Raw genomic sequence first — 23,723 nt, forward strand, 5'->3', positions numbered from 1 at the left:
GTCGTACAAGGGCCGCAACGTGGTGGAAAGGGCCTTCAACAAGGCAAAACAGTGGCGAGCGGTGGCAACCCGGTATGACAAGCTTGCCCTGACTTACCGGGCTGGATTCCTCCTCGCCGGCATCGTCGAATGGCTCAAACTATTGGGAGACATGCCCTAGGGGCGACGCAGATCGGCGAGACCGGGCGCCACGACGCCGACAGCGGACTCGATCCCTGCGACATAGCAACCAGCTGGGCCAACGAGACTTTCGCAGCCGCCGAAGTATGAGGCCACGGGCCAACCACCCCCTACACGTGATAGAAGGAGAAACGCAATCATGTCAGACACATTGCCGTTGAGCGCGGCCGTCATCCCCGAACCCAACTCGGTGACATTGGACGACTGGGGTCCGCTGCCCGAAGCAACAGGGGCACCAATGGCCACCGAGGGCAAGAAGCTGTGGTCCGGAGACGGAATACTCGAAGTCGGTATCTGGAAATGTGCCCCTGGCCTGTCACACTGGACGTTCGAGACCAACGAGTCATTCACGATCTTCTCCGGCCGAATGACGGTGACCCAGGATGGTGGCCAACCTCTCGAACTCGCATCCGGTGACAGCGCCATCTTCCCGAAGGGTTGGAGCGGTGTGTGGGAACTTCATGCAACGGTGCTGAAGGTGTACACGCTTTTCTGACCTCGACGAGGTCGTATACGCACCAGCAAGGCGGCGTCAAAACTCGACGCAATCAAAAGAATGTGGAGACTTTCGTCAATGCGCCAGACAGTGCGAGGTGTAATTTCTCGTTCTCAGGGTGCCCCGGTCGAGGTCGCCGACATCGTGATTCCGGATCCTGGGCCGAACGAGGTGGTAGTGAAGGTCATCGCCTGCGGGGTGTGCCACACAGACCTAACGTATCGGGACGGCGGCATCAACGATGACTATCCGTTCCTGCTGGGCCACGAGGCGTCGGGTACAGTCGAGGCGATCGGCGGCGGTGTCGTCAACGTCGAGCCCGGTGATTTGGTGGTCCTGAACTGGCGTGCGGTGTGCGGGCAATGTCGCGCCTGCAAGCGCGGTCGCTCCCACCTGTGTTCCGACACTCACAACGCCACCCAGAAGATGACTCTGACCGACGGGACCGAGCTGTCCCCGGCCCTGGGCATCGGCGCGTTCGTTGAAAAGACTCTCGTCCATGAAGGTCAGTGCACCAAGGTCGATCCTCGAGCCGACCCGGCGGTGGCCGGACTGCTCGGGTGTGGGCTGATGGCAGGCATTGGCGCGGCCATCAACACCGGTGCAATCAATCGTGACGACACCGTCGCCGTCATCGGCTGCGGCGGGGTCGGTGATGCCGCTATCGCCGGCGCTGCGCTTGTAGGTGCCAACCATCATCGCCGTGGACCTCGATGACAAGAAATTGGCTCAGGCCCGAGAATTCGGTGCTACACAAAGGGTAAATGCGGCAGATACAGATGTCGTGTCCTCGATTCAAGAACTGACCGGCGGCTTCGGTACCGACGTCGTCATCGATGCCGTTGGCCGCCCCGAGACCTGGAAGCAGGCGTTCTACGCGCGCGACTTGGCTGGCACCGTCCTCCTGGTCGGGGAGCCCACCCCGACGATGACGCTGGAGATGCCGCTGGTGGACTTCTTCTCACGCGGTGGCTCGCTCAAGTCCAGCTGGTACGGCGACTGCCTACCGGAGCGCGACTTCCCCACCCTGATCGGCATGTACCTGCAAGGGAGATTGCCGCTCGAGAAATTCGTCTCCGAACGTATCGGCCTCGACGACATCGAGACTGCCTTCCACAAGATGCACGCCGGTGAGATCCTGCGTTCGGTGGTGATCTTGTGAGCACCAGCCATGTGACGAGAGTCGTGACATCCGGAAAGTTCGAGATCGACGGCGGCTCCTGGGACGTCGACAACAACATCTGGGTCGTCGGTGACGACTCCGATGTCGTGGTGTTCGACGCCGCCCACACTGCGCAACCCATCATCGATGCCGTAGCGGGGCGCAACGTCGTCGCCGTGATCTGCACCCACGGCCACAACGACCACGTCACCGTCGCCCCTGAGCTCGGCCGTGCCCTCGACGCCCCGGTTCTGCTGCACCCCGCCGATCACATGTTGTGGCAAATGACGTACCCCGGTGAAGAATTCAACTCCGTCGAAGACGGCGTGACAGTACGCGCCGGCTCAATCGAACTGGTCGGCCTGCATACACCCGGGCATTCGCCCGGCTCGGTGTGTTGGTTCGCCCCCGAACTCGGCGCCGTCTTCTCCGGAGACACTCTCTTCCAGGGTGGACCCGAAGCCACCGGTCGCTCGTTCTCCGACTTCCCGACCATCCTCGACTCGATTCGTAAACGACTTGGCACTTTGCCCGAAGACACCGTTGTTTACACCGGTCACGGTGAGACCACCAGGATCGGCGACGAGATCGTCACCTACGACGATTGGGTGGTACGAGGCCACTGACGTGGCTGGCGAGAGCCGATGGAACCCTCCCGGCGCGGTGCGCCGGGAGGCTTCCATCGATGCCTGACAGTGGTTTTCAGAAGGTCAGATGCAGGTTCAGCGTCTTCCATTGCCGCGCATGCTGAATGCTGTTGTACTCGGGCTCGCCAGCGAGCTCGATGTGGGAGCATCGTTGCGTCACTGCCGTCAGAATCGTGTCGGTCGATTGGCGTGCCAGGACCTGCCCCATGCACGAATGCAGTCCAGCGGCAAAAGAAAGGTGCTGACGCTGGGTATCGCGGGTGTGGTCGAAGCGGTCGGGGTCTGCGAAGACGCGCTCGTCGCGGTTGGCCGATGCGAGGAGCACGTAGACCGTCGAGCCGGCGGGTATAACGGTCCCGGCCAACTCCACTTCTTCGAGTGTCATGCGCGTAACCCCGGTCTCTGGAGCGATGAACCGGAGCAGTTCGTTGATGAATTTGGGTCGAACCGCGGGATCGTCACGGAACGCAGCGAAAAGCTCGGGGTCCGAGGCCAATCGTTCTAAGCCATGTGCAGCGAGCGTGACCGTCGAGAAGTGGCCGGTCGCCAGGAAGAGCATGATGCTGGCCGTTGTTTCCCGCCTGGTCATCTCACCGCGCTCTTCGGCCTCGAGATAGGCGGCGATGACACCCGGTCGGGGCTCACGGCTAGCCTTCTCTATCTCTTCGACACAGTATTTTTCCAGCCACGCACTGCCCTCGGCCCCGGCCCTCAGATCGTCTTCGGTCGCGACGATGCCGAATCCCCGAGCGAATTCGTATGTGTGATGACGGACCTCATCGGCATGCTCGTCGGTCATCCCCAGCATGGCGCACATCGTTGCGTGCGTTGGAACGAGACACAGTTCGCGCACCACCTCGATCTGCCGCGTCGCCTCTGCCTCGGACAGCGCGCGCTCGACGAATGAGGCCGTGGTGGCCATCCAACTGCGCACCGATTTGGGCGTGAACAGATTGTTGACGAGCCTCCTGTGACCGGTGTGTGTAGGTGCATCCATGCCGATCACGGTCGAGTGGAAAATCTCGAAGGATCCGAAATCCAGTTGCTGCACAGAACTCTTCGTGTGTTTCAGCAGTGCGGAGACGTCATCGTATCGCGACACCACATACGTGCCGTCCTCGAGATGGAGGACGGGATGTTCGTCTCGGAGCCGGCGGAAGTGCGGGTACGGTTCGTCGAAAAGCTCTTCGCGATAGAACGGCAGCAGCTCCGTCTGGTCCGGCGCAGTAGAAGGGCCTGCACTGGGGCCGCCCTCATGAGACGGCGTGATGGGGATCATGACGAAATTCTCCTGCCCTGAGCGCGCGGGCACACTAGACGTAATGCAATTGTTTGACCGGATGGACCTGACGCCTTGTCACCGTCGGAATTGTCGCATTCCGCCCGAGGGCAACATGGATCGAAGGTCCACGCGGACGTGTGCGATCAGAGATGCACTCGTCTTCACGAGCCACCTATATTGGACTGCCCTGACCAGTCGAATTTTCCGAACGCTACAGGGCGGAATATGTTGCTAGACCGATTGTTGACTGGGTGCGAAGATTTGTCGAGTTCCAACCTCATGCGATTCGCAGGACTTCCGCCGATCTGATCGACTCAGTCCCCACGTTTCGTGGAGCGCACATCGGTACGTGCGTCCAGCGCATGTATGCACCGATATGTAGGCCATCGTCGAGTTCTCGCCGTCGCCCCACAGTTGAATCCAATCGGCGCCGACGGGGTTCGCAGTGTTGCATCCCCGTCGGCGCCTCACATCTTCGAATAGGAACGCGCGACCATGACCGATCTCAAGATGACAGTGGCCGAACGAATCGAGTTCCTGGGCCGTAGCCACGTCGCCGTCATCGCCGTTGAGCGGGCGGACAAGCCACCACTGACCGTCCCGATCTGGTACCGCCTCGACGAAACCGGCGATCTCGAAATTTGGACCGAACTCGGATCGATGAAAGAACGGTTCATCCGAGCGGCCGGTCGATTCTCCCTCACAGTCCACCACGACATCTGGCCCTATCAGTTCGTGTCCGTCGGCGGTCCTGCTTCCATCCGCGAGGGTGTCACCCGAGAGGGCGTGATTCCCATCGTCAAACGTTATGTGTCCGAGGACGAGATGGATGCCTACCTCGATGCGAACTACACCGAGGACGCGGTACTGATCACCATGCGCCCCAAAGTCTGGAACTCGGTTGACTACAACAAGGAGTCGATCGAACCCGCCTCTGCCGATGCCGCGACCGGGGAGCGGGAATGATGATCGGGAAGCGCATCGCGATCCCGGGCGGTGTCGGGCTTTGACGACGACCATCGGAATTCCGCGCGAGTCTCAGGCGAATGAGACGCGTGTCGCCGCCACACCGCAGACCGTTGTCCAACTGCTCGCATTGGGCTACTCCGTCGTCGTCGAATCCGGCGCGGGCGAGGACTCCAGCTTCTCCGACGCCGCGTACATCGAGGCAGGCGCCGAGATCGGGGACCCATGGGGCTCCGATGTCGTCCTGAAAGTCAACGCACCGAACGATGCCGAGATCGCCGCGCTGAGGGACCACGCCACCCTGGTCAGCCTGATTTCACCGTCGCTGAATCCCGAGTTGGTCGAAAAGCTGTCATCCCGCCCGATCACGGTGCTCGCCATGGACGCAGTCCCTCGCATTTCCCGGGCGCAGTCGCTGGATGTGCTGTCGTCGATGGCGAACATCGCCGGATACCGGGCCGTCGTCGAATCCGCGCATGCCTTCGGCCGATTCTTCACCGGGCAGGTGACCGCGGCAGGCAAGGTGCCCCCGGCCAAGGTCCTGGTCGTCGGCGCGGGCGTGGCAGGCCTGGCCGCGATCGGCGCGGCGGGAAGTATGGGCGCCATCGTGCGGGCCACCGACCCGCGCCCCGAAGTCGCCGACCAGGTCAAGTCCCTCGGCGGGGAGTACCTCTACGTCGACCCCGCGGCAGCGGACGTTTCGGCAACCGGCTACGCCAAAGAAATGGGCGACGACTACAAGGCCCGCGAGGCCGCGCTGTACGCCGAACAGGCCGGCGACGTCGACATCATCATCACCACCGCACTGATCCCCGGCCGACCGGCCCCCCGCATCATCACCGCCGAGATGGTCGCCTGCATGAAACCGGGCAGCGTCATCGTGGACATGGCCGCAGCCAACGGCGGCAACGTCGAGGGCACCGTCAGAGACCAGGCCACCGTCACCGACAACGGCGTGACGATCATCGGCTACACCGATCTCGCCGGTCGACTGCCGGCGACGGCTTCCCAGCTGTACGGCACCAACCTGGTCAACCTCCTCAAGCTGCTCACCCCAGAGAAGGACGGGCAGCTGACGCTGAACTTCGACGACGTGGTGCAGCGGTCGGTGACCGTCGTGCACGACGGCGAGATCACCTGGCCGCCACCCCCGGTGCAGGTGTCCACAACCCCGGCGGCAGCTGCGGCCGCGCCGGTCCGGGCGAAGCCCGTCAAGGAACCTATGACGGCGGGCCGCCGGCGAGGCATCACGTTCGCCGCCGCCGCGGTGCTGTTCCTGCTGATCGCATTGTCCCCTGCCGCGCTGCAGGTGCACCTCACGGTGTTCGCGCTGGCAATCGTGATCGGCTACTACGTCATCGGGCACGTACACCACGCCCTGCACACGCCGTTGATGTCGGTGACCAACGCGATCTCGGGGATCATCGTCGTCGGGGCGATGGTACAGATCGGGCACGGGGATGTGTTGGTCACGTCGCTGGCCGCCGTCGCGATCCTGCTCGCCAGCATCAACGTCTTCGGCGGCTTCGCGGTGACGCGCCGCATGCTCGCAATGTTCTCAAGGAGCTAACCCATGTTCACCCTGGAGACAACTGCCACCGCGGCCTACGTCGTCGCGGCCCTGCTGTTCATCCTGGCCCTGGCCGGATTGTCCAAACACGAAACGTCGCGGTCGGGCAATACCTTCGGCATGGTCGGCATGGCGGTCGCGCTGGTCGCCACCATCGCATTCGCGGTGTCGCGGCACATCGAGCCGTGGGGCCTCGGGCTGCTGATCGTCGCGATGGCGATCGGCGCGGCGATCGGCCTGTGGCGGGCCCGCGTCGTTGCGATGACCGGCATGCCCGAGTTGATTGCACTGCTGCACTCGTTTGTCGGCCTGGCTGCGGTACTGGTGGGTTGGAACGGCTATCTGCACGTCGAAGGTGATCTCGCCGGTTCCGAGGCTGCCGTGCTCGATGGCCAGAACCTGCTCGGCATTCACTCCGCCGAGGTGTTCATCGGCGTGTTCATCGGCGCCGTCACGTTCACCGGGTCCATCGTGGCGAACCTCAAGCTCTCGGCGCGGATCAAGTCGACGCCGTTGATGCTGCCGGGCAAGAACATCCTCAATGTCGGGGCGCTGGCGCTGTTCGTCGGCCTGACCGTGTGGTTCGTAATCTCGCCGCAGCTGAGGCTCCTGATCGCCGTGACGGTGCTGGCGCTGCTGCTCGGCTGGCACCTGGTCGCCTCCATCGGCGGCGGCGACATGCCCGTCGTGGTGTCGATGCTCAACAGCTACTCGGGCTGGGCTGCGGCGGCGTCGGGCTTCCTGCTGTCCAACGACCTGCTGATCGTGACCGGCGCGCTCGTCGGCTCCTCCGGTGCATACCTGTCCTTCATTATGTGCAAGGCGATGAACCGGTCGTTCATCTCGGTGATCGCGGGTGGTTTCGGAATCGAAGCCGGGCCCGCCGAGGACAAGGATTACGGTGAGCACCGTGAAATCACCGCCGAGGGCGCCGCCGAACTACTCACTTCCGCCAGTTCGGTGATCATCACCCCCGGCTACGGCATGGCCGTCGCGCAGGCGCAGTACGGCGTCGCCGACCTCACCCGCAAGCTGCGCGAGCGTGGCGTCAACGTCCAGTTCGGCATCCACCCCGTCGCCGGCCGCCTGCCTGGGCACATGAACGTGCTGCTCGCAGAAGCCAAGGTGCCCTACGACATCGTGCTCGAGATGGACGAGATCAACGACGACTTCGACGACACGTCGGTGGTGCTCGTCATCGGCGCCAACGACACCGTCAACCCGGCGGCCTCGGAGGACCCCAGCAGCCCGATCGCCGGCATGCCGGTGCTGACCGTGTGGAACGCCGACAACGTCATCGTCTTCAAGCGCTCCATGGCCTCGGGGTACGCCGGCGTTCAGAACCCGCTGTTCTTCCGCGAAAACACCCAGATGCTCTTCGGTGACGCCAAGGACCGCGTGGACGCGATCAACGGAGTGCTGTAACGGTCGGGCAGTCACATACGGGATCCACGGTCGTCCTGAACTGTTGCGATCGTGGATCCCGATCAGCCAGCGAGTTGTTTCTTGTGGAATGCGGGTAAGCGAGTAACAGACCGGCTCTCGGCGGAACCCGCCGCCGAGCACACGATTGTCGTTGACTCACAAGGGCATAACGAAGCTTCATAACGCGGCGAAACTGTGAATACCCTCATGTTGGCCGCCGGGAGTGCCGCGTAGAACGTGGCTGCCGGACCTCAGGCGTGCGCAATGCCGTCGGCCAACGCGATCGCCTCGAACGCTGGCTGGCGCACCGACCTGGGCACGGCATCGTTGGCGCCGGTTGCGGCTACCGTTCGAATCAACTCGTTCGAGCCGGTGGGTCAAAGAGATCGATACGCCACCCAACACAACGTTTCCGACCCGGAGTTTCGCAGCTGCTGAGCGGCAAACTGACCACACGCCAATGCTCACAGGTGCGCTGAAGTGGACGTTGAAAGTCCGACCCACGCAACACCTGTGAGCATGTGACAGCGGGACGCTATTTATGAAGACAATGCTGCGGCGGCCCGGTTTGCGGTTGTGGAATCGAGCTCTCGCTGTCCGGTGAAAGTGAAACCGGAATAGCCTTCCTCGGCGATGCGGGTGACGATATCGACATACTTCGACCACCCGCCGGAATAGGGAATGAACACCCGCGAGCCGTCATCGTTGACGTGCACCATGTAGTTCTTCACCTGTTTACGCAGCAGCCCGTCAGCGGCGTCCTGCGTCTGGGTGTGCCATTCATCCTGGGCTTCGCGCGTTGCCTCCACGGAGCCGTGACCATGCTCATCCATGAAGGTGATGAGGTCCGCCACGTAGTCGACATGAAAAACGTTGTGCACGTTGAAATTCACCAATACCGACGGCGATCCCGGACCGGTGAGGACGTACATGTTCGGGAATCCGTGCACCATCAACCCAAGGTAGGCGTGCGGTCCACTCTCCCAGCCGTCAGTTGGCTTCTGCCCTTCCGCATTACGGATATCGATCGAATCCAGTGCGCCGGTGAATGCATCGAACCCGAGCGCGGAGATGATGACATCGACCTCATGGAATCCTGCGCTGGTCTCGATCCCGGTCGCAGTCACCCGCTCGATGGAATCGGTACGTAGATCCACCAGATGAACATTGTCCTGATTGAACGCCTCATAGTAGCCATTGCAGACCACCAGGCGACGCGTGCCGATCGGGTAGTCACGCGGCTCGAGTTTATCGGCCAACGCCGGATCGTCGATGGCGTCCCGAATCTTTCGCCGTACGAAGTTCGAGACCAGGTCGTTGGTCTCCCAATCGGTTTTCTGGTCCGGGAACGCGAACGTCATCGACAATCCACCGAAAGCCCATTGGTCTTCGAGACGCTGCAGCTGCTGTTCCGCAGTCATTGCCGAGGCCGACACCTCGGTGGTGGGAGCCAGATACGCGACCCCGGTCTCCATCACCCGATCCCACAGCTCGCCGAGATTCTCGCTGAGCTCGCGATACCGATCCTGATCCATCGGAGAATTCTGGGAGGGGACCACATAGTTCGGGGTGCGCTGAAACACGTGCAAGCTTTCGACCTGACCCGCGATCGCCGCAATTACCTGCGCACCGGATGATCCCGTTCCGATTACCGCGACGCGCTTGCCCGTCAGATCCACCGGCTCGTCGGGCCAATGAGAGGTCTCAAGCCACTGACCCTGGAAATCCTCGACCCCAGCGAACGGCAGCTGACGCGACTTCGACAGCTGGCCGGTCGCCATCACGACATGGCGCGCATACACGGTCTCGCCTGTGTCGGTGCGCACCTGCCAACGGTTGGTCTGCGGCTCCCACTGCATTGCCTGCACGCGAGTCGAGAAGCGGAAGAACTGCCGAAGACCGTAATGGTCTGCGTAGTGCTGCAGGTATGCCAACAGCTCTGGCTGCGGTGGGTACCGCATCGACCACTGCCACTTGGGGTAGATTTCAGGATCGAAGAAGCTGTAGTAGTACGCCTCGATATCGACTCGTGCTCCCGGATACCCGTTGTGCCGCCACACCCCGCCGACATCGGCGGCAGAATCGAAGCCGAGGACACTCAGACCGTCGGCGGCAAGTTTGCGAGCGGCATACAGTCCTCCGATACCAGCGCCGATGACAACGGCGTCGACGTCAGTCGCACCGTCCTGTGAAACCTGCCCAAGGGAGGTCGAATCCATTTGCGATACCCTTTCTTGGTCGCCGCCGGACGCGGCTTTCTACGACAATCCTGTGTCCGGACGACTCCTACCACCAGACCCTGCCTGTCAGGTTTTATGGCCTCCACCGCGGCATTGCGTCATGCAGACGCCTCGACAGCGTCTGCATGACGTCCCCAGCTCTGCACTCAGAATTTGTTGCGTTCGACGCCGATCTGGGACATAGCCAGTGTGGGGTTGTAATGGTTCCGAATCATAGTGATTTTGCCGCCTTTGACCTCGCAAAACATGGCGAAAGGTAGTTCGACTCGCCGACCCGTGGCTGCAACGTCGCCCCATGGAGTAGGCATTGGGCCAGAGTGAATGCCGCGCAGAATGAAGTCTCCTGCCGCATGTGTGAAATCCCCCACTACCGACACGATCTCGACTGCGAAATCCGAGAACGCGTTGCGCCAGTTCTGGTCACCACGCACGAATGAATCGGCACCCCTCGAGATTTCGCTGCCCGAAGCAATGTCGACAACCACGACGTCATCGCTGACCATCTGCCGCAGTTTCGTCCAGTCGCCTGCGTTGAAAGCTTCGCCCAATTCTCTCAATACCGGTGCAGCGTTCAAATTGCTTGTCAGCGCGTCCTTCAAGGCTTTCGCGGCGGCTGCGTGGGTCCTCGGCGCTGTAGATTGCCCCGCCAGCTACAGCAACGTCGGCGCCAGCGCCTCGGACTGCGGCGATGGTGTCGACCTTCACGCCGCCGGCAACTGAGAAGGGGACACCGGCGATCTTCCCGTCATCAAGGAGCTTGTCGATGGAATATCCGGGCTGGGCCTGCTCGTCGAGGCCTGCATGGATTTCTACGAAGACAACTCCGAGTTTGGTCACTTCACGTGCTCTCTCGACACGGTGTTCGACGCCGATCAGGTCAGCGACAACCTTCTTGCCGTGCTTCCGTCCAGCTTCAACAGCACCTTTGATGGTCGCATCACCGGCGCTGCCAAGTACGGTTACCAGGTCAGCGCCAGCCGCGAATGCCAGGTCGGCTTCAAGGAAGCCAGCGTCAGCGGTCTTGAGGTCAGCGAAGACCTCTTTGGTCGGGTGTGCCGCCTTGATCGCACTTACGACGCTGAGACCGGCGTTCTTGATCAGCGGAGTGCCGAGCTCGATGATGTCGACGTACGGGGCCACCTTATTCGTCAGTGCCAGGGCATCGGAGGTGGTGAGTAGATCGACGGCAACCTGTAACTTCGTCATTCGTTTCTCCTGTTGTTCGTTTCGGTTTAAGGGGGAGTGGGTCAGCAGATGTTGGCGTGGCGCTTCCACAGCTTCTCGGCGGACTGATCGTCGTTGCTCCAAAGCGATTGGAACAGTGCATCGAAAGCGAGCAGAACGGACTTTTCGAACAGGCTTCCCGCGTCCGACTGCTGCGAAAGCGCTGAGTTCGGGGCTGTTGTAACCGCAAGTACAGTGGCCCCAACCTTCTTCGCGGTTCGCGCTGCTGCTATCACTGACTCGGTGGTGCCTGACCCCGACACCGCAATCAGCAAATCGCCCTCACCGAGGGCAGGTGCGGTGACCTCACCGGCCATATGGACGCGTAGACCGAGGTGCATCAAACGCATTGCGGCCATTTGGATGGTCAGTCCACTGCGACCGTTGCCGATGACGAAGATCCTGCGCGCTGACGTAATCAGTTGTCCCGCAGGGCCCCAATCGACTCCAGGAACGGATTTGAGTAGGCGATCGGTCTCTTCGAGCACTGCGCGGCGTCCATCGCCGAACAGTTTGCGCGGATGCCCGCCGATGGCAGTCATTAGGGCCTTGACCCCGGTTCTTGGACACGCTGAATCCAGCATCTGCTGGGGAAGCGAGATGATCTTCAGTCATGTCACGAAAGAACTACTCGGAGGAGTTTCGGCGCCAGGCGGTCGAGTTGTACGAGTCCACGCCGGGTGCGACGATTCGAGGTATCGCTGCTGATCTCGGGGTCGTGCGCGGCACCCTGACGGGCTGGATCGATCAATACGGGACCGGCACCAAAACCCACGTCGACGGCATCCGGGTGCATACCCCGTCACGGCCGCACGGCCAGCGGCCCGTTGCGGGTGACGCACCGGAGACCGTCGAGCAGAAACTCGCCCGCCTCGAAGCCGAGAACGCTGCCCTACGAGCGGAGACAACCAAGCTCACCACCGAGCGTGAGATCCTCCGCCAGGCGGCCAAGTATTTCGCCGGGGAGACGAAATGGTGAACCGCTTCCGCTTCGTCGCCGACCACTCCGACACCTAGCAGGTGAAGCGGTTATGCGAGCTCGTCGAGATCGAGCGCTCGTCCTACTACGCCTGGAAATCCGCAGAGCCCCCAAGGGCCGCTCGCGCTGAGGACGACGCGCGGCTGGCCGAACGAATCCGGGTGATCCACACCGAGGACAACACCTACGGAGCACCGAGGATCACTGCCGAACTCAACGACGGTGTTGCTGCGGACGACAAGGTCAACCGCAAGCGCGTCGCCCGGGTGATGCGCGAGAACGACATCGTCGGCTACCGACGCCGACGACGCGTCACGACCACCGTCCCCGAACCCACCGAACACAAGGTGCCCGACCTGCTCGAGCGGGACTTCACCGCCGACGCACCGAACCGCACGTACGTCGGCGACATCACATAATGGGTGAGTCGGACCAACGATCCGACACGCACAATGCGACTGGCGGGAGGTCCCTGAGATATTACCGATCCAGGCGCAGTCTGAGCAGTGAGCTGCTGGAAGGTGATCACTGCTGTGATGGCAACCGACTGTGTGAGAGGTCTGAAGGTAGACGGTGACCCTGCCAGTCGCTGGGGCACGTGATCGGCTTGTGAGATGCCGCGCCGAAGAGCGCTTCCATTAGACGATATGAGGGGCTGGGCTGAGGCCCCACGCACATGTGAACGTGGGTTGCCGACAGGAAACGGGTCCTGGCCGGTAGAGCCACAAGATGTGGGAGGCCCCAGCGATGAATCAGCGTACGAGCATTGGATTGGATGTGCACGCACGATCGGTGGTCGCCTGCGGCCTCGACGGGCGAACCGGTGAGCTGTTCGAGCGAAGATTGACACCGGATCACCGTGTAATCGTGGGCTGGAGCAGGTCCCTACCGACGCCGGTGGCGGTAACCTACGAGGCCGGGCCGACCGGCTTCGGGCTGGCCAGATCACTGACCGCGGCGGGCATCGAGTGCCTGGTCGCGGCACCGTCGAAGCTGCAGCGCCCGCCCGGAGATCGGATCAAAACCGACGCGCGCGACGCGCGGCATCTGGCTCGTCTGCTGCACCTCGGTCAAATCGTCGAGGTGGCGGTGCCCAGCGTCGAGCAGGAGGCGGCCCGCGATCTGGTGCGTGCCCGCGAGGACTGTCGTGGGGATCTGATGTCGGCCCGGCATCGGGTTTCGAAACTACGTCTGCGGCAGGGGATCGTCTACTACGGCGGCCACGCGTGGACGAAGGTGCACGACACCTGGCTGCGCACCCAGCACTTCGACGCACCCGGTCTGCAGCTGGCGTACGAGACCGCCTACGACACCCTGCTCGCGGCGGTGGACCGGCGAGATCGACTGGATGTGGCGATCGCGGCGATGGCCACCGACAGCGACTACACCCCGGTCGTGACTCGGCTCGGCTGCCTGCGCGGGGTCTCGACGCTGACCGCGTTCGGGCTGGCCGTGGAGATCGGCGACTGGCAGCGCCTGACCGGACGCTCAATCGGCGCCTACCTCGGGCTGGTGCCCACCGAACACTCCTCCGGCGCGACACGCTCGCAGGGGTCGATCACCAAGACCGGCAACGGCCACGCCCGACGACTGCTGATCGAGGCCGCCTGGCACCACCGACCCCGGTATCGCCCCGGGGCGGAGCTGCGGCGCCGCTGGGAGCAGGCCAGTCCCGCGGCCCGGGCCCGGGGACAGCAAGCAAACCAGCGCCTGCACGCCCGCTGGGCCGGGTTCGACGCCCGTAACAAACGCCCCGCACTGGCGAACACCGCGATCGCCCGCGAACTCGCCGGCTGGTGCTGGTCACTGGCCGTGCTGGATACCTGAAAGCCGGGTTCCGGTTCCGCATCCTCGGTTGCGAGTGTGGTCGTCACCTCGTCGGGCGGCAAGGTCGGTTCTCCTCGCTGCGCTGCGGGGACTCCACCTTTGCCCCTTTGTCGCCGACGACCGGTGAAGCAAGGACCGGAACGGGAACCCCCACAACGTCCGGACGAATCATCCGGTGGTGACGGCAGCGCCTGGGAGTGATCCGCGAGCGACCTATTGAGCAATCCTCAACTGTACGTTGGGATCACGCTCGACATTAGACGAGCGATCCACTCCAGCCGAACAACCGTCCTGCGGTACCCAACCCGCGAATATCAGAGTTGACCACGCGTCGAAACCGACACGCTCGCCACCACCCAGATCGACCGGACTCACAGAGGCGGCGCCCACGGCGACGGTCCTGGACGCCGCCTCGCCCTGCGTCCTTGACAAACCGGCGTACATATCAGGTCGCCGCACAACCCCCCGAGCTCACAGCAGAATACGCCGCTGGACAGGAGGTTGTACATGAGCATCAACTGCGGGATCGATTGGGCCGAAGCACATCACGATGTCGCCCTCGTCGACGAGAACGGCACCGTCGTCGCCCGGAAGCGCATCGACACCGGCACAGCGGGACTGACCGCGCTGCTGGAGGTAATCGCCGAGAGCGGAGGCGCACCCGGCACCACCCCTATCGCGATCGAAACCGACAAGAATCTACTCGTCGTGGCCCTGGTGGAAGCAGGATTCACCGTATACCCGATCAACCCCCGTGCGGTTGCCCGCTACCGCGAACGCCACGGACAGGCCGGCGGCAAGTCCGATCCGGGTGACGCCGCGATTCTGGCGAATATTCTGCGCACCGACCGAGCGATGCACCGGCCGATGCCGACGATCAGCGAACACGGCCAGGCGATCAAGGCCCTCGCCCGTCAGCACCAGGAGGCGATCTGGGCGCTGCATCAGACCATCAGCCGACTACGTTCTGTATTGCTGGAGTTCTATCCTGCTGCACTGCAAGCGGTTCCAAATTTGAAGCACCGCGCCGCGGTGGCGGTGCTCTCCGCGGCGCCCACCCCGGCATCGGGTCGCGCCCTGACCAGACGCAAGGTTGTGGCGCTTTTGCATCACAGTGGCCGACGCAACGACCCGAACCTGGTCGAGCGGTTCCTGCGGGAGCTGAAGACGCCCGCGCTCGGGCAGCCGCCGCAGGTCGAGGAGGCACTCGGTCATGCGGTCGCCGGCCTGCTCGCCGTCATCGCCTCGATGCAGCAGTCCGTGGACAGCCTGGAGGATGCGCTGGGTCGCGAATTCGACAGCCACCCCATCGCGCCGATCCTGCGGTCGGCTCCGGGTCTCGGTCCGATTCTCGCCGCCCGGGTCCTGGCCGAGGCCGGCGACGATCCTGCACGGTTCGCGACGGCGAACGGGTTGCGCGCGTTCGCCGGCACTGCGCCGATCACCCGCGCCTCGGGCCGATCGCACTACGTCAAGGCGCGAAAGGGCCGCAACAAGCGACTCGGCGACGCCTGCCACTGGTGGGCGTTCGTCACCCTCACCAAATCAGCGGGCGCACGTGCCCACTATGACAAGCGGCGAGCCGCCGGCGACCACCACAACGCCGCGCTGCGCAACCTCGCCAACAAGCTCCTCGGACGCATGTGGTGGTGTCTGCAACGCAACGAACCCTGGGACGACCACGCCGCCTGGCCCGACCAGCAGATCCCGCCTCAATCGGCGGCTGCTTGACACCTGACCCGCGTGGGATGTCTACCTGCCGATGCCCTCTGCGCCGGTCTCGGCGTCACTCAGTCGATGGGCATGGTCGGTACGAGCGCCGACAACAGCCTGGCCGAATCCTTCAACGCCGCCCTCAAACGAGWAGTCCTCCAGAACGCGAACACCTGGTCCGACGAGGCCACATGTCGGCGCCAGGTGTTCCGCTGGGTCACCCGCTACAACACCAGAAGGAGGCACTCCTGGTGCGGACACCGGTCCCCGAACACCTACGAGACCCTCTACACCGCTACGCTGGCATCCGCCGCGTAATCCACCACCCGTGTCCACAAGCCGGGGGTAAGGCCCTTATCCTCCTACATGAGTAGCCGTTGCTGGCTGACGTTCAGATTGACGCCCCCGTCACTCCCACGCACCCAGCCACTCGACCGGCGTTCACTGGCCAGTCGGCTAGTGAATGTTTGCTGTGCTGGCCATAGTCTGACTTCTGGGGTAAGTCCGGAAAACCTGTCCGATTACATGCCGAGTCTGGTTTCGCCGTTCGCAACTTGCCGTATGCGAAGTGATTCGGAAATGCGTGTGGAAAAACAAAAGGGATGCCCCGCGCGGAAATGTGAACACCCTGCCTCGACGAAGAATGCCGATAACGCTCAGTTCGGACACAGGTATAAGTGTGCGCCGCGCCGAGCGTTCCAACCCACACCTCAAGCCATGTCCACCAAAGCAACCAGCGCCTACGGCCATCGACACCCTGTGCATCCTAGATAGTTGCCGGCCGTTATCCGCGCGTCGAGTTCCCTTTCGCGCACGTCCACGTGGGTAGCTAGTTGCGTGGGCTGCCATCGGTAGCGTCGGGTCTGCCGCCGGAGGCAGCACTTTGGGACTTTTCCTCATTCTTACACCGAAAACACATTTTTACGTTCTGTCATCGGCACTGCGACGCTCATTGACACTTCGGTGATGTCGCTAGGGCGGCCGAAGGTTCAATCTTTAAGAGCAAAGCAGAACTCGATCGCACCTCCAGGAAGGACGACTGATGACAACCGAGGACCTGATGTCACCGCCGATTACCGACCACCAGGTCCCCCTTGAGCGCGCCTCGGCACTGCCGGCCGAGTGGTATCGGTCCGAGGAGTTCTTCGACGCTGAGCGTGACCGCATCTTCTCGCGCACGTGGGTGGCCGTCGGCCGCGTCGACCAGGTGTCCAAGCCCGGTGACTGCTTCACCTGCACCGTCGCCGGAGAGCCGCTCGTCGTGACCCGGACTGCGCAGGGCCGCTTGAGTGCGTCAATCAACGTCTGTCGTCATCGGGAACCCTGGTGTGCGAGGGTGCAGGCAACCGCACGGAGCTTGTGTGCCCAAACCACGGGTGGACCTACGGCCTCGACGGATCCCTCAGGCACGTTCCCGACTTCGAAGGAGTGGCTGAGTTCAACGCGGCCGAGAATGGCCTTTATCCGGTGAAGGCAGACACATGGGGCCAGGTCGTCTTCGTGAACCTCGACGCGCAGGCCGAGCCGCTCCTGTCGTACATCGGTGGTATGGCCGACAAGCTGGCGCCGTACTCCCATAACTCACTGACGCCGACGAAGGGCATGGAGTATACGTACCCGAGCAACTGGAAACTGGTCTACGAGGGTTTCTGCGAGGCCAACCACATCCCGTACGTGCACGGCTTCCTTCAAGAGGGGAACCTCAAGTCCGACATCTAACAGTACGGCGACGGGGATGACAACTGGTCGTCCTACTGGGCCGGCGGTGGGGGAGCGAGCTTCTCAGACGAGGGCTTCGCCGGCCGGCCGGTCATCGACACGCTCGGCGAAGCGGACATGGGCAACATGATCTTTCCCAGGCTGTTCCCCAACCTCCTCGTTCTTTTGCAGCCAAGACTACGTCCTCACGATGTTCCTGACACCGCTCCGACCGGACTCGACGCACATTCGGATGGACTTCTACTTCCCTGACCCGGAAGCGCCGGGATTCAACGCTGATGACGTCTACGCGAGCTGGGAACGCGTCATGCAGGAGGACGAGGCCGTCCACGTCCAGTGGCAGAAGGGTATGCAGTCGCGCAGGTTCGACACCGGGCGACTTGCCGTGCGGCACGAGAAGACGATCCACGAGTTCCAAGCGTGGCAAGAAAATCTATCGATTCCACAGTTGGCTCCGCGCCAAACGCAAAGCGCCGATCTCTTCTCCGGTACCAAGCGCCGCGCTTGCTACTGGACCTTTAACGACGAATCATTTAATGGGAACACACCTGCCTTGCCCACAATTTCGAACACTGGAGGAAGCCGATGACACTAAGCCGACATACACAGAAGTGGTGGATGCTCGCGTTGGCGTACCTAGCCCTTATCGGAGGGTATATCGCATATTCGGGATGGACGTCGAGCCTGTCAGTAATTGCCGACGACCTTTCGATTAGCTACGCCCAAGCTGGGGCATTGTCGTCGATGGCTTCCTTCATTGCGGGCGTCTGCATGCTCCTAGCCGGGCCCGCCTGCAGCAGATGGGGCGCCAGGAATGTTGTCCTTGTCGGCCTGGCTGCAGCCCTGATAGGCCAGTTCCTCTTTGCGTCCGCCGACACCTATAGTCTGGCACTAGTATCGCGACTTGTCAGCGGCATGGCTGTCGGACTGGTCTGGGCCGGCACCTACACCGTGGCGGTCACCTGGTTTCAAAACTATGGAAAGACCGACCATGCCGTGGGCGTGATGGAAACTGGAAGTTTCGCTGGCCTGCTAACTACTCTGTATGGATTCGCGTTCATATTGACGACCTTCGGCTGGCAAACCGGACTCTCAATCGGAGGCCTCATAGTCGGCGGCATCCTCATTCTGTCGTTCTTCTTCCTCAAGAACGCACCACAATCAACTATAGACTCCAGCCCGGATGCGACGGCACAACTCGACCATTCGAAGAGCGACGTCTTTCGTTCCATGCTCAATAGGAACGTCCTCCTAACCGCGCTATTTTGGGTCGCCGCAATCGGATTCTTTTCGCTTGTAGCAAGTTGGATGCCAACTATCCTGGTGGAGGAGGCTGGATGGTCGCAGTCGGGGGCCGGTTTAACCTCGTCACTATTCTCAATGGCGGGAGGGTTCGCAGCGCTCGGTGCAGGGTTCTTGGCCCCCAAGCTCGGCCGCCGTCGTTCTCTTCTAGTTCCAGCATCCGGAATTCTATCGGCCCTCTCAATTGCCGGACTTGGTTATTGCTTGGTTAGCGGCACATTTGGCCTTGTCTATCTCTTTATCTCCCTAGTTGGAATCGGGCTGATCGCTGGCGAGGTGGTAAGTTTGGCGTCCGCCGTAGACTCGGTACCAATGAAATTCGCCGGTGTGGCCAATGGGTTCGTCTTGGGTGCCGGTTTCATCATTGGCGGTGTCGGCTATCCATTCGCGCTGGGCAGCATTAAAGATGCGACCGGAAGCTATGCAGCCGGGTTCGTAGCTATTACGGTAGTGACGCTTCTGGCATGTGGAGTGGCGCAGGCTTTCAGGCGGGAGCCGATCACCTCCGGCCAAGACGGAATCCTCGATCCCACTGTAAACGCAGTAGGAGATTCCCCACGCCAAGCGACTACGACGATTTGAGTGCGCTAGTCCGCCAACTCGTCCAATGAATGACTCTTTTCTAAAACTGCGGTCTAGTAGCTGTTTACGACCGCCAACAGGTGAGTGTCCTGGCACTCGAAAGCACAAATCTGCTCCACGAGCGTCGCGTGAAAACTACTGCGATGAATCGTTTCGCCGAGTGAGAACAGATGTCGGAGCCCCGGGCGGATATTGGTAGCAAAAACGATGACGAAGGAACTTGAGTTGAGCATGAACATTGTTGGTTACAGTGACCGTTTAAGCGTGGAGCGCGACGATGAGATCGCTTTTATGGTCAGTACCGATTCTGACACATACCACGCTGAAGTGGTGCGGTTGTTCCATGGCGACGACAGTCCCCTCAGTCCCGGATTTAAATCGGAATACATCCCTAGTTCACTGGATGGGGATCACAAAGGTATTGAACAGGTCCTGCTCCCAGGATCGTACATTCGGATTCCCCACCGGGATGAGATGGATTTATCAAGCAGCTTTACTATTCAACTGTGGATGTGGCCCACCACTCCAGAAAAGCGCTCACAGACGCTGTTCTCGCAACGCGGACCTGACGTGCAAGGCGTCGCACTCCGCCTAGAAGACGGCAATCTCAGATTGACTGTCGGTAACAATGAATTGACTCTTCACGGGCGCATCGAGACGCGCATGTGGCACTTTGTGAGTGCCGTATACGATGCACAGGTCAACGAGATGAGACTACCCCTAGAGCGAGAGAAATCGACACGGCCGAAAATGACTGAAACAGCGCGGGGAGCTGCCTCTGGGGTTCCCACATCGTCAAGTGATCTACTTATCGGTGGCGAGGAAATGCTAGACGACAACGAACCCGTTGTAGGAAATTTCTATAACGGGAAGATCGAAGCTCCTCACTCCTATAACGTGGCTTTGAGCGAGCACGAACTGGTCACGCATCGGGATGCCAACTCAGACATTCTGAATATCCCCGTCATAGCAAAATGGGATTTTCCCCAAGGAATCGGTACGTGGTCCAACACGGACTCCTCAGGGAACGGTTTTCATGGCCACGCTGTGAATATGCCAATGCGTGCGGCGACGGGTCGCAATTGGGACGGGACGGAAACCTCGTGGAGGAACGCTCCTCATCAGTACGGTGCAGTTCATTTTCATGATGATGATCTGTCTGATGCTAAGTGGGAAAAGTCAGTCAAATTGAAGATACCGCCGGCACTTCCGAGCGGGATATACGCTCTCCACGTCACTGCGGGGACCGGTACTTCGACGCCGTGATGCACAAGCGAGAGAGTAGCTGGACTGCAACTCATTACGGACGGTACGCGGTACTCGGGGACAATGGTGTGACGCTCGAGCCGCTCGGTCGCGATGCCAACCGCTTGGAGGACGGTTATGCCGACGCCCACGATGGTCCGCTGCGCATCACAGCGCCGGCGGTCCGTCGAGGGTGGCTGGAGGCGGTGCGTCGCGGTGAGGTTCCCTCCGGTTCGGGCAGAGGGGCCGATGGGTACGTCACAGTAGATTGGGACACCGCGCTCGACCTGGTCGCCTCCGAGTTGGCACGGGTACGGAAAAGTAGCGGTGACAACGCGGTGTACGGAGGATCTTACGGCTGGGCGAGTGCCGGTAGATTCCACCACGCGCAGAGCCAAATCCATCGTTTTCTCCGGCTTGGCGGCGGTTACACCGACTCGGTGAACTCCTACAGCGCTGGGGCGATGGAGGTCATCCTGCCTCATGTCATCGGCGGCAGCTCGTGGGCATTCTCAGAGAGAGGTGTCACCTGGCCCCAGATCGAGCAAGCCGGGCAGCTGGTGGTGTCGTTCGGCGGCATGGCGCCGAAGAACGCATTTGCGAACGCGGGTGGAATCGGTGAACACGTGCAGCCGAGTTGGCAAAAGCGTTGTCGCGATGCTGGAGTCGAGTTCGTCAACGTCTCACCGCAGCGCACCGATATCGAAGAATCACTCGGCGGGGAGTGGGTGTCGCTGCGCCCGGCCACCGACCTCGCCTTGATGCTGGCTTTGACACACGAACTCGTTCTGCAAGGTCTCGCCGACCTGGACTTCCTGCATCGGTGTTGCACGGGGTGGCCGGTCTTCTGGAGATATTTGGAGGGCTCTGCCGACGGTCAGGTGAAGTCCGCGGAATGGGCCGCGTCGATCTGCGATGTGCCCGCCGCGGCCATCCGCCGGTTGGCGCGAAGTATCGGAACTCGCAGGACTACGATCAACGTCTCGTGGTCGCTTCAACGCCAACGCTTCGGGGAGCAGACGCACTGGATGGGAGTGGTGCTGGCGTCGGCGTCCGGTTCGATGGGCCGCCTCGGCGGCGGATACGCTGGTGGACTGGGTATTTCGCAGATCGGTGTGAGGTCCCGCCGGCCGAGAGTTGCTTCGCTGCCTCAGGGGCGAAACGAAGTTGCACAGCGCATCCCCGTGGCCCGGGTGGCGGACATGCTGTTGAACCCGGGCGCAGAGTTCGATTACAACGGAACGCGGCAATGCTATCCGGACATCAGGCTCGTCTACTGGATCGGTGGCAACCCGTTTCACCATCATCAGGATCTGCACCGTTTGGTGCGCGCATGGCGGCAACCCGAGACAGTGATCACGCACGAGTCGTGGTGGACACCGCTGCCACGATTCAGTGATGTGGTGTTTCCGGTCGCTACATCGCTGGAGCGCAACGATATTGCTATCGGTCAATTGGATTTGACCCTGGCCGCGATGCACAGGGTGCGCGACACACCGCCGGGCGTCGGCACAGATTTCGACGTCTTCGCCGCGTTGGCGCATCGACTCGGGTACGGCGATCGATTCACTGAAGGTCGGTCAGCTGACGATTGGGTACGCGAACTGTACGCCCGGACAAAGGAAGAATTGACACGCGAAGGTGTCAGTCTGCCGGACTTTGCGGACTTCTGGCGCGCCGGATCAGTTGACCTTCCCGAACCAGGGGAAGTAACGGACTGGTCGTTCTCACGACTTCGCGCCGATCCGGAGCGCTTTCCGGTGCCGACACCGTCGGGCAAGATCGAGGTATTCTCCGAGACCATCGCAGGGTTCGGCTATGACGACTGCCCGGGGCATCCGGTGTGGCTGGAGCCCGAAGAGTGGGCGGGTTGTGCGCGTGCTGCCGAGTTCCCGTTGCACTTATTGTCCAACCAACCGAAGACACGTCTGCACAGTCAGCTCGACCATGCGCGTCACAGCCAACAGTCGAAGGTGGCGGGCCGAGAGCCGGTGCTCATCAACACCCGAGACGCGCAGGAGCGGGATATTAGTAGTGGGCAGGTGGTGCGGATCTTCAACGATCGCGGAGCATGTCTGGCCGGCGCAGTGCTGACAGACGACATCCGACCGGGTGTCGTGGTGTTGGCCACCGGCGCCTGGTTCGACCCCGAACAACCAGGTGTGAGTGGGACATTGTGCCGCCACGGCAACCCGAACGTGCTGACGATGGATACCGGCACCTCGAGACTGGCGCAGGGCCCGAGCCCGGGCAACACACTGGTGGAGTTGGAAGCGTATGCCGGGACACCGCCGCCGGTGAAGATATTCGATCCGCCCCTGCTCGAGCCCGACAGCGGGTAGCCCGGGAGGTCTTACTCGTCGGCGCAGAGTGGGGGACAGATTCGTCCCGCGGGCGCCATCGACCGCGGGACGAACCAGTGTGCTGACCGAGCAGGTCAGGGCACGAGGTGCGAATGCGCTTCGTCGAGTGCCGCATCGGGAGCTACCAGGCCCTCGGCGATCTCGGCGTCGCTGACCGAGCAGTGAGGCACGGCATTGGTTCTGTTGAAATTGGCGAATGGCAGGATGCCGTGTTCCTTGCAGGCGTCGACCACCGCGCCCATTACGGGACTGCTGGCCTCATAGGGGCCAGCGGCTCGCGGGTGGTGCGATCGGCTAGGTAGCTAGGTAGCTAGCTACCTAGACGCGGATGTCGGTCCGGCCCCGCTGCCGAGACCGAATATCAAACTTCTTAGCCGCACTCTTCCGACCCGGTATCCCAGACCAGCATATGAATCCGCCCCTCGCAATATGTTGCGGGGGGCGGATTCCGACCGGATCAGACCAGGTGGATCAGATAGGCAAGTTCTCGGACGCGAAGCCTCGGAATACGTTCTCGGTTAGGCGGGAGACATTGTTGTCATAGGAATTGTGCGACAAACTCCCACACCAAGCTATGGAGCCGACACCGAAGACGGCACCTCCGTTGGGGTATTCGATCAGAACCATATCGGCCCGGATCTCGCCATCCCAAATCGCCGACAGCTGGAACTCTTCGCTGAAGACAGCCCAGTCGTTTGTGTCGAAATCCTTGGCGCTTGCGAGAACCATTGTGTGTTCAGGTGTTCCGAGCAGTGGGTTGGTCTGGCAGATTTCGAACCCTGCCGCACCCCAGCTGTTCAC

The 23,723-nt window shown here is 61.8% G+C and carries 19 protein-coding genes and 4 pseudogenes; 16 read left to right on the forward strand and 7 right to left on the reverse strand.

What is annotated here, in order from left to right:
• The first annotated feature begins 319 nt into the window (after nucleotides 1-319).
• The 3 genes and pseudogenes from AC1D1G_RS24365 (at nucleotide 320) to AC1D1G_RS24375 (ending at nucleotide 2,464) form a co-directional block, all read left to right on the forward strand.
• Nucleotides 320-676 carry a cupin domain-containing protein gene (locus AC1D1G_RS24365; protein WP_477954016.1) on the forward strand — a complete coding sequence of 119 codons (357 nt, stop codon included), beginning with the start codon at nucleotides 320-322 and terminating at the stop codon, nucleotides 674-676.
• 78 nt (nucleotides 677-754) lie between these two features.
• Nucleotides 755-1,838: pseudogene (locus AC1D1G_RS24370) on the forward strand (S-(hydroxymethyl)mycothiol dehydrogenase).
• A complete protein-coding gene (locus AC1D1G_RS24375) occupies nucleotides 1,835-2,464 on the forward strand; it encodes an MBL fold metallo-hydrolase (protein WP_477954018.1) in 630 nt (209 codons plus the stop codon). The pseudogene AC1D1G_RS24370 and the gene AC1D1G_RS24375 overlap by 4 nt, the downstream one beginning before the upstream one ends.
• Nucleotides 2,465-2,540: 76 nt before the next feature.
• Here AC1D1G_RS24375 and AC1D1G_RS24380 read toward each other — a convergent pair whose 3' ends face one another.
• Entirely contained in the window at nucleotides 2,541-3,764 is a 1,224-nt protein-coding gene (locus tag AC1D1G_RS24380) for a cytochrome P450 (protein ID WP_477954019.1), read from the reverse strand.
• A gap of 498 nt (nucleotides 3,765-4,262) precedes the next feature.
• On the opposite strand from AC1D1G_RS24380, the gene AC1D1G_RS24385 reads away from it, so the two are divergent.
• The 3 genes from AC1D1G_RS24385 to pntB are packed head-to-tail and all read left to right on the forward strand — an operon-like array spanning nucleotide 4,263 to nucleotide 7,728.
• Nucleotides 4,263-4,733, forward strand: coding sequence for a pyridoxamine 5'-phosphate oxidase family protein (locus AC1D1G_RS24385; protein ID WP_477954020.1), 471 nt, complete (start codon nucleotides 4,263-4,265; stop codon nucleotides 4,731-4,733).
• A gap of 40 nt (nucleotides 4,734-4,773) precedes the next feature.
• Nucleotides 4,774-6,303, forward strand: a complete 1,530-nt coding sequence (locus AC1D1G_RS24390) for a Re/Si-specific NAD(P)(+) transhydrogenase subunit alpha (RefSeq protein ID WP_477954022.1) — start codon at nucleotides 4,774-4,776, stop codon at nucleotides 6,301-6,303.
• Nucleotides 6,304-6,306: 3 nt separating this feature from the next.
• Nucleotides 6,307-7,728 carry a Re/Si-specific NAD(P)(+) transhydrogenase subunit beta gene (pntB, locus tag AC1D1G_RS24395; RefSeq protein WP_477954024.1) on the forward strand — a complete coding sequence of 474 codons (1,422 nt, stop codon included), beginning with the start codon at nucleotides 6,307-6,309 and terminating at the stop codon, nucleotides 7,726-7,728.
• A 539-nt stretch (nucleotides 7,729-8,267) separates the two neighbouring features.
• On the opposite strand, the gene AC1D1G_RS24400 is transcribed toward pntB, so the two are convergent.
• From AC1D1G_RS24400 to AC1D1G_RS24415, 4 genes are all read right to left on the reverse strand, one after another.
• The gene (locus AC1D1G_RS24400; RefSeq protein ID WP_477954025.1) at nucleotides 8,268-9,947 is read right to left on the reverse strand and encodes a flavin-containing monooxygenase; all 1,680 of its coding nucleotides are present in this window, start codon (nucleotides 9,945-9,947) and stop codon (nucleotides 8,268-8,270) included.
• A 167-nt stretch (nucleotides 9,948-10,114) separates the two neighbouring features.
• Nucleotides 10,115-10,471: an ester cyclase gene (locus tag AC1D1G_RS24405; RefSeq protein ID WP_477954026.1), complete on the reverse strand. Its 357-nt coding sequence runs from the start codon at nucleotides 10,469-10,471 to the stop codon at nucleotides 10,115-10,117.
• On the reverse strand, nucleotides 10,458-11,174 hold the full coding sequence (gene hxlA / locus AC1D1G_RS24410) for a 3-hexulose-6-phosphate synthase (RefSeq protein ID WP_477954027.1): 717 nt from the start codon (nucleotides 11,172-11,174) through the stop codon (nucleotides 10,458-10,460). Before hxlA ends, AC1D1G_RS24405 begins: the two co-directional genes overlap by 14 nt.
• Nucleotides 11,175-11,215: 41 nt before the next feature.
• Entirely contained in the window at nucleotides 11,216-11,734 is a 519-nt protein-coding gene (locus AC1D1G_RS24415; protein ID WP_477954028.1) for an SIS domain-containing protein, read from the reverse strand.
• A 71-nt stretch (nucleotides 11,735-11,805) separates the two neighbouring features.
• Between AC1D1G_RS24415 and AC1D1G_RS24420 the strand changes: the two are divergent.
• The 10 genes and pseudogenes from AC1D1G_RS24420 to AC1D1G_RS24465 all read left to right on the forward strand — a co-directional run.
• Nucleotides 11,806-12,587 (forward strand): annotated as a pseudogene (locus AC1D1G_RS24420) (IS3 family transposase); the annotation flags it as partial.
• Between the two features lie 331 nt (nucleotides 12,588-12,918).
• A complete protein-coding gene (locus AC1D1G_RS24425; RefSeq protein WP_477954030.1) occupies nucleotides 12,919-13,998 on the forward strand; it encodes an IS110 family RNA-guided transposase in 1,080 nt (359 codons plus the stop codon).
• A gap of 507 nt (nucleotides 13,999-14,505) precedes the next feature.
• Entirely contained in the window at nucleotides 14,506-15,729 is a 1,224-nt protein-coding gene (locus tag AC1D1G_RS24430) for an IS110 family RNA-guided transposase (RefSeq protein ID WP_477954031.1), read from the forward strand.
• 36 nt (nucleotides 15,730-15,765) lie between these two features.
• A pseudogene (locus tag AC1D1G_RS24435) lies at nucleotides 15,766-16,029 on the forward strand (integrase core domain-containing protein); the annotation flags it as partial.
• A 724-nt stretch (nucleotides 16,030-16,753) separates the two neighbouring features.
• On the forward strand, nucleotides 16,754-17,182 hold the full coding sequence (locus tag AC1D1G_RS24440) for a Rieske 2Fe-2S domain-containing protein (RefSeq protein WP_477954032.1): 429 nt from the start codon (nucleotides 16,754-16,756) through the stop codon (nucleotides 17,180-17,182).
• Nucleotides 17,071-17,430, forward strand: coding sequence for an aromatic ring-hydroxylating oxygenase subunit alpha (locus AC1D1G_RS24445; protein WP_477954033.1), 360 nt, complete (start codon nucleotides 17,071-17,073; stop codon nucleotides 17,428-17,430). Before AC1D1G_RS24440 ends, AC1D1G_RS24445 begins: the two co-directional genes overlap by 112 nt.
• Before the next feature lie 160 nt (nucleotides 17,431-17,590).
• A pseudogene (locus AC1D1G_RS24450) lies at nucleotides 17,591-18,019 on the forward strand (SRPBCC family protein); the annotation flags it as partial.
• Nucleotides 18,020-18,048: 29 nt separating this feature from the next.
• Complete coding sequence (locus AC1D1G_RS24455) at nucleotides 18,049-19,314, forward strand: MFS transporter (protein ID WP_477954034.1); 1,266 nt, start codon at nucleotides 18,049-18,051, stop codon at nucleotides 19,312-19,314.
• A 207-nt stretch (nucleotides 19,315-19,521) separates the two neighbouring features.
• The gene (locus tag AC1D1G_RS24460; RefSeq protein WP_477954036.1) at nucleotides 19,522-20,580 is read left to right on the forward strand and encodes a LamG-like jellyroll fold domain-containing protein; all 1,059 of its coding nucleotides are present in this window, start codon (nucleotides 19,522-19,524) and stop codon (nucleotides 20,578-20,580) included.
• A gap of 68 nt (nucleotides 20,581-20,648) precedes the next feature.
• Entirely contained in the window at nucleotides 20,649-22,901 is a 2,253-nt protein-coding gene (locus AC1D1G_RS24465) for a molybdopterin-dependent oxidoreductase (protein ID WP_477954038.1), read from the forward strand.
• 95 nt (nucleotides 22,902-22,996) lie between these two features.
• On the opposite strand, the gene AC1D1G_RS24470 is transcribed toward AC1D1G_RS24465, so the two are convergent.
• Together AC1D1G_RS24470 and AC1D1G_RS24475 are read right to left on the reverse strand one after the other, a co-directional pair.
• A complete protein-coding gene (locus AC1D1G_RS24470) occupies nucleotides 22,997-23,164 on the reverse strand; it encodes a hypothetical protein (RefSeq protein ID WP_477954040.1) in 168 nt (55 codons plus the stop codon).
• Nucleotides 23,165-23,393: 229 nt separating this feature from the next.
• Nucleotides 23,394-23,723 (reverse strand): N,N-dimethylformamidase beta subunit family domain-containing protein (locus tag AC1D1G_RS24475; RefSeq protein WP_477954041.1); only part of this gene is annotated, 330 nt, incomplete at its 5' end.

This window comes from Rhodococcus sp. P3_B8, from assembly GCF_056402775.1.

Excerpts from the sequence above, each read along its gene's own strand:
- AC1D1G_RS24365 (WP_477954016.1), top strand. The coding sequence starts at position 320 with ATGTCAGACACATTGCCGTTGAGCGCGGCCGTCATCCCCGAACCCAAC.
- AC1D1G_RS24380 (WP_477954019.1), bottom strand. The coding sequence starts at position 3,764 with ATGATCCCCATCACGCCGTCTCATGAGGGCGGCCCCAGTGCAGGCCCT.
- AC1D1G_RS24385 (WP_477954020.1), top strand. The coding sequence starts at position 4,263 with ATGACCGATCTCAAGATGACAGTGGCCGAACGAATCGAGTTCCTGGGC.
- pntB (WP_477954024.1), top strand. The coding sequence starts at position 6,307 with ATGTTCACCCTGGAGACAACTGCCACCGCGGCCTACGTCGTCGCGGCC.
- AC1D1G_RS24400 (WP_477954025.1), bottom strand. The coding sequence starts at position 9,947 with ATGGATTCGACCTCCCTTGGGCAGGTTTCACAGGACGGTGCGACTGAC.
- AC1D1G_RS24405 (WP_477954026.1), bottom strand. The coding sequence starts at position 10,471 with ATGGTCAGCGATGACGTCGTGGTTGTCGACATTGCTTCGGGCAGCGAA.
- hxlA (WP_477954027.1), bottom strand. The coding sequence starts at position 11,174 with ATGACGAAGTTACAGGTTGCCGTCGATCTACTCACCACCTCCGATGCC.
- AC1D1G_RS24415 (WP_477954028.1), bottom strand. The coding sequence starts at position 11,734 with ATGACTGCCATCGGCGGGCATCCGCGCAAACTGTTCGGCGATGGACGC.
- AC1D1G_RS24425 (WP_477954030.1), top strand. The coding sequence starts at position 12,919 with ATGAATCAGCGTACGAGCATTGGATTGGATGTGCACGCACGATCGGTG.
- AC1D1G_RS24430 (WP_477954031.1), top strand. The coding sequence starts at position 14,506 with ATGAGCATCAACTGCGGGATCGATTGGGCCGAAGCACATCACGATGTC.
- AC1D1G_RS24440 (WP_477954032.1), top strand. The coding sequence starts at position 16,754 with ATGACAACCGAGGACCTGATGTCACCGCCGATTACCGACCACCAGGTC.
- AC1D1G_RS24455 (WP_477954034.1), top strand. The coding sequence starts at position 18,049 with ATGCTCGCGTTGGCGTACCTAGCCCTTATCGGAGGGTATATCGCATAT.
- AC1D1G_RS24460 (WP_477954036.1), top strand. The coding sequence starts at position 19,522 with ATGACGAAGGAACTTGAGTTGAGCATGAACATTGTTGGTTACAGTGAC.
- AC1D1G_RS24470 (WP_477954040.1), bottom strand. The coding sequence starts at position 23,164 with ATGGGCGCGGTGGTCGACGCCTGCAAGGAACACGGCATCCTGCCATTC.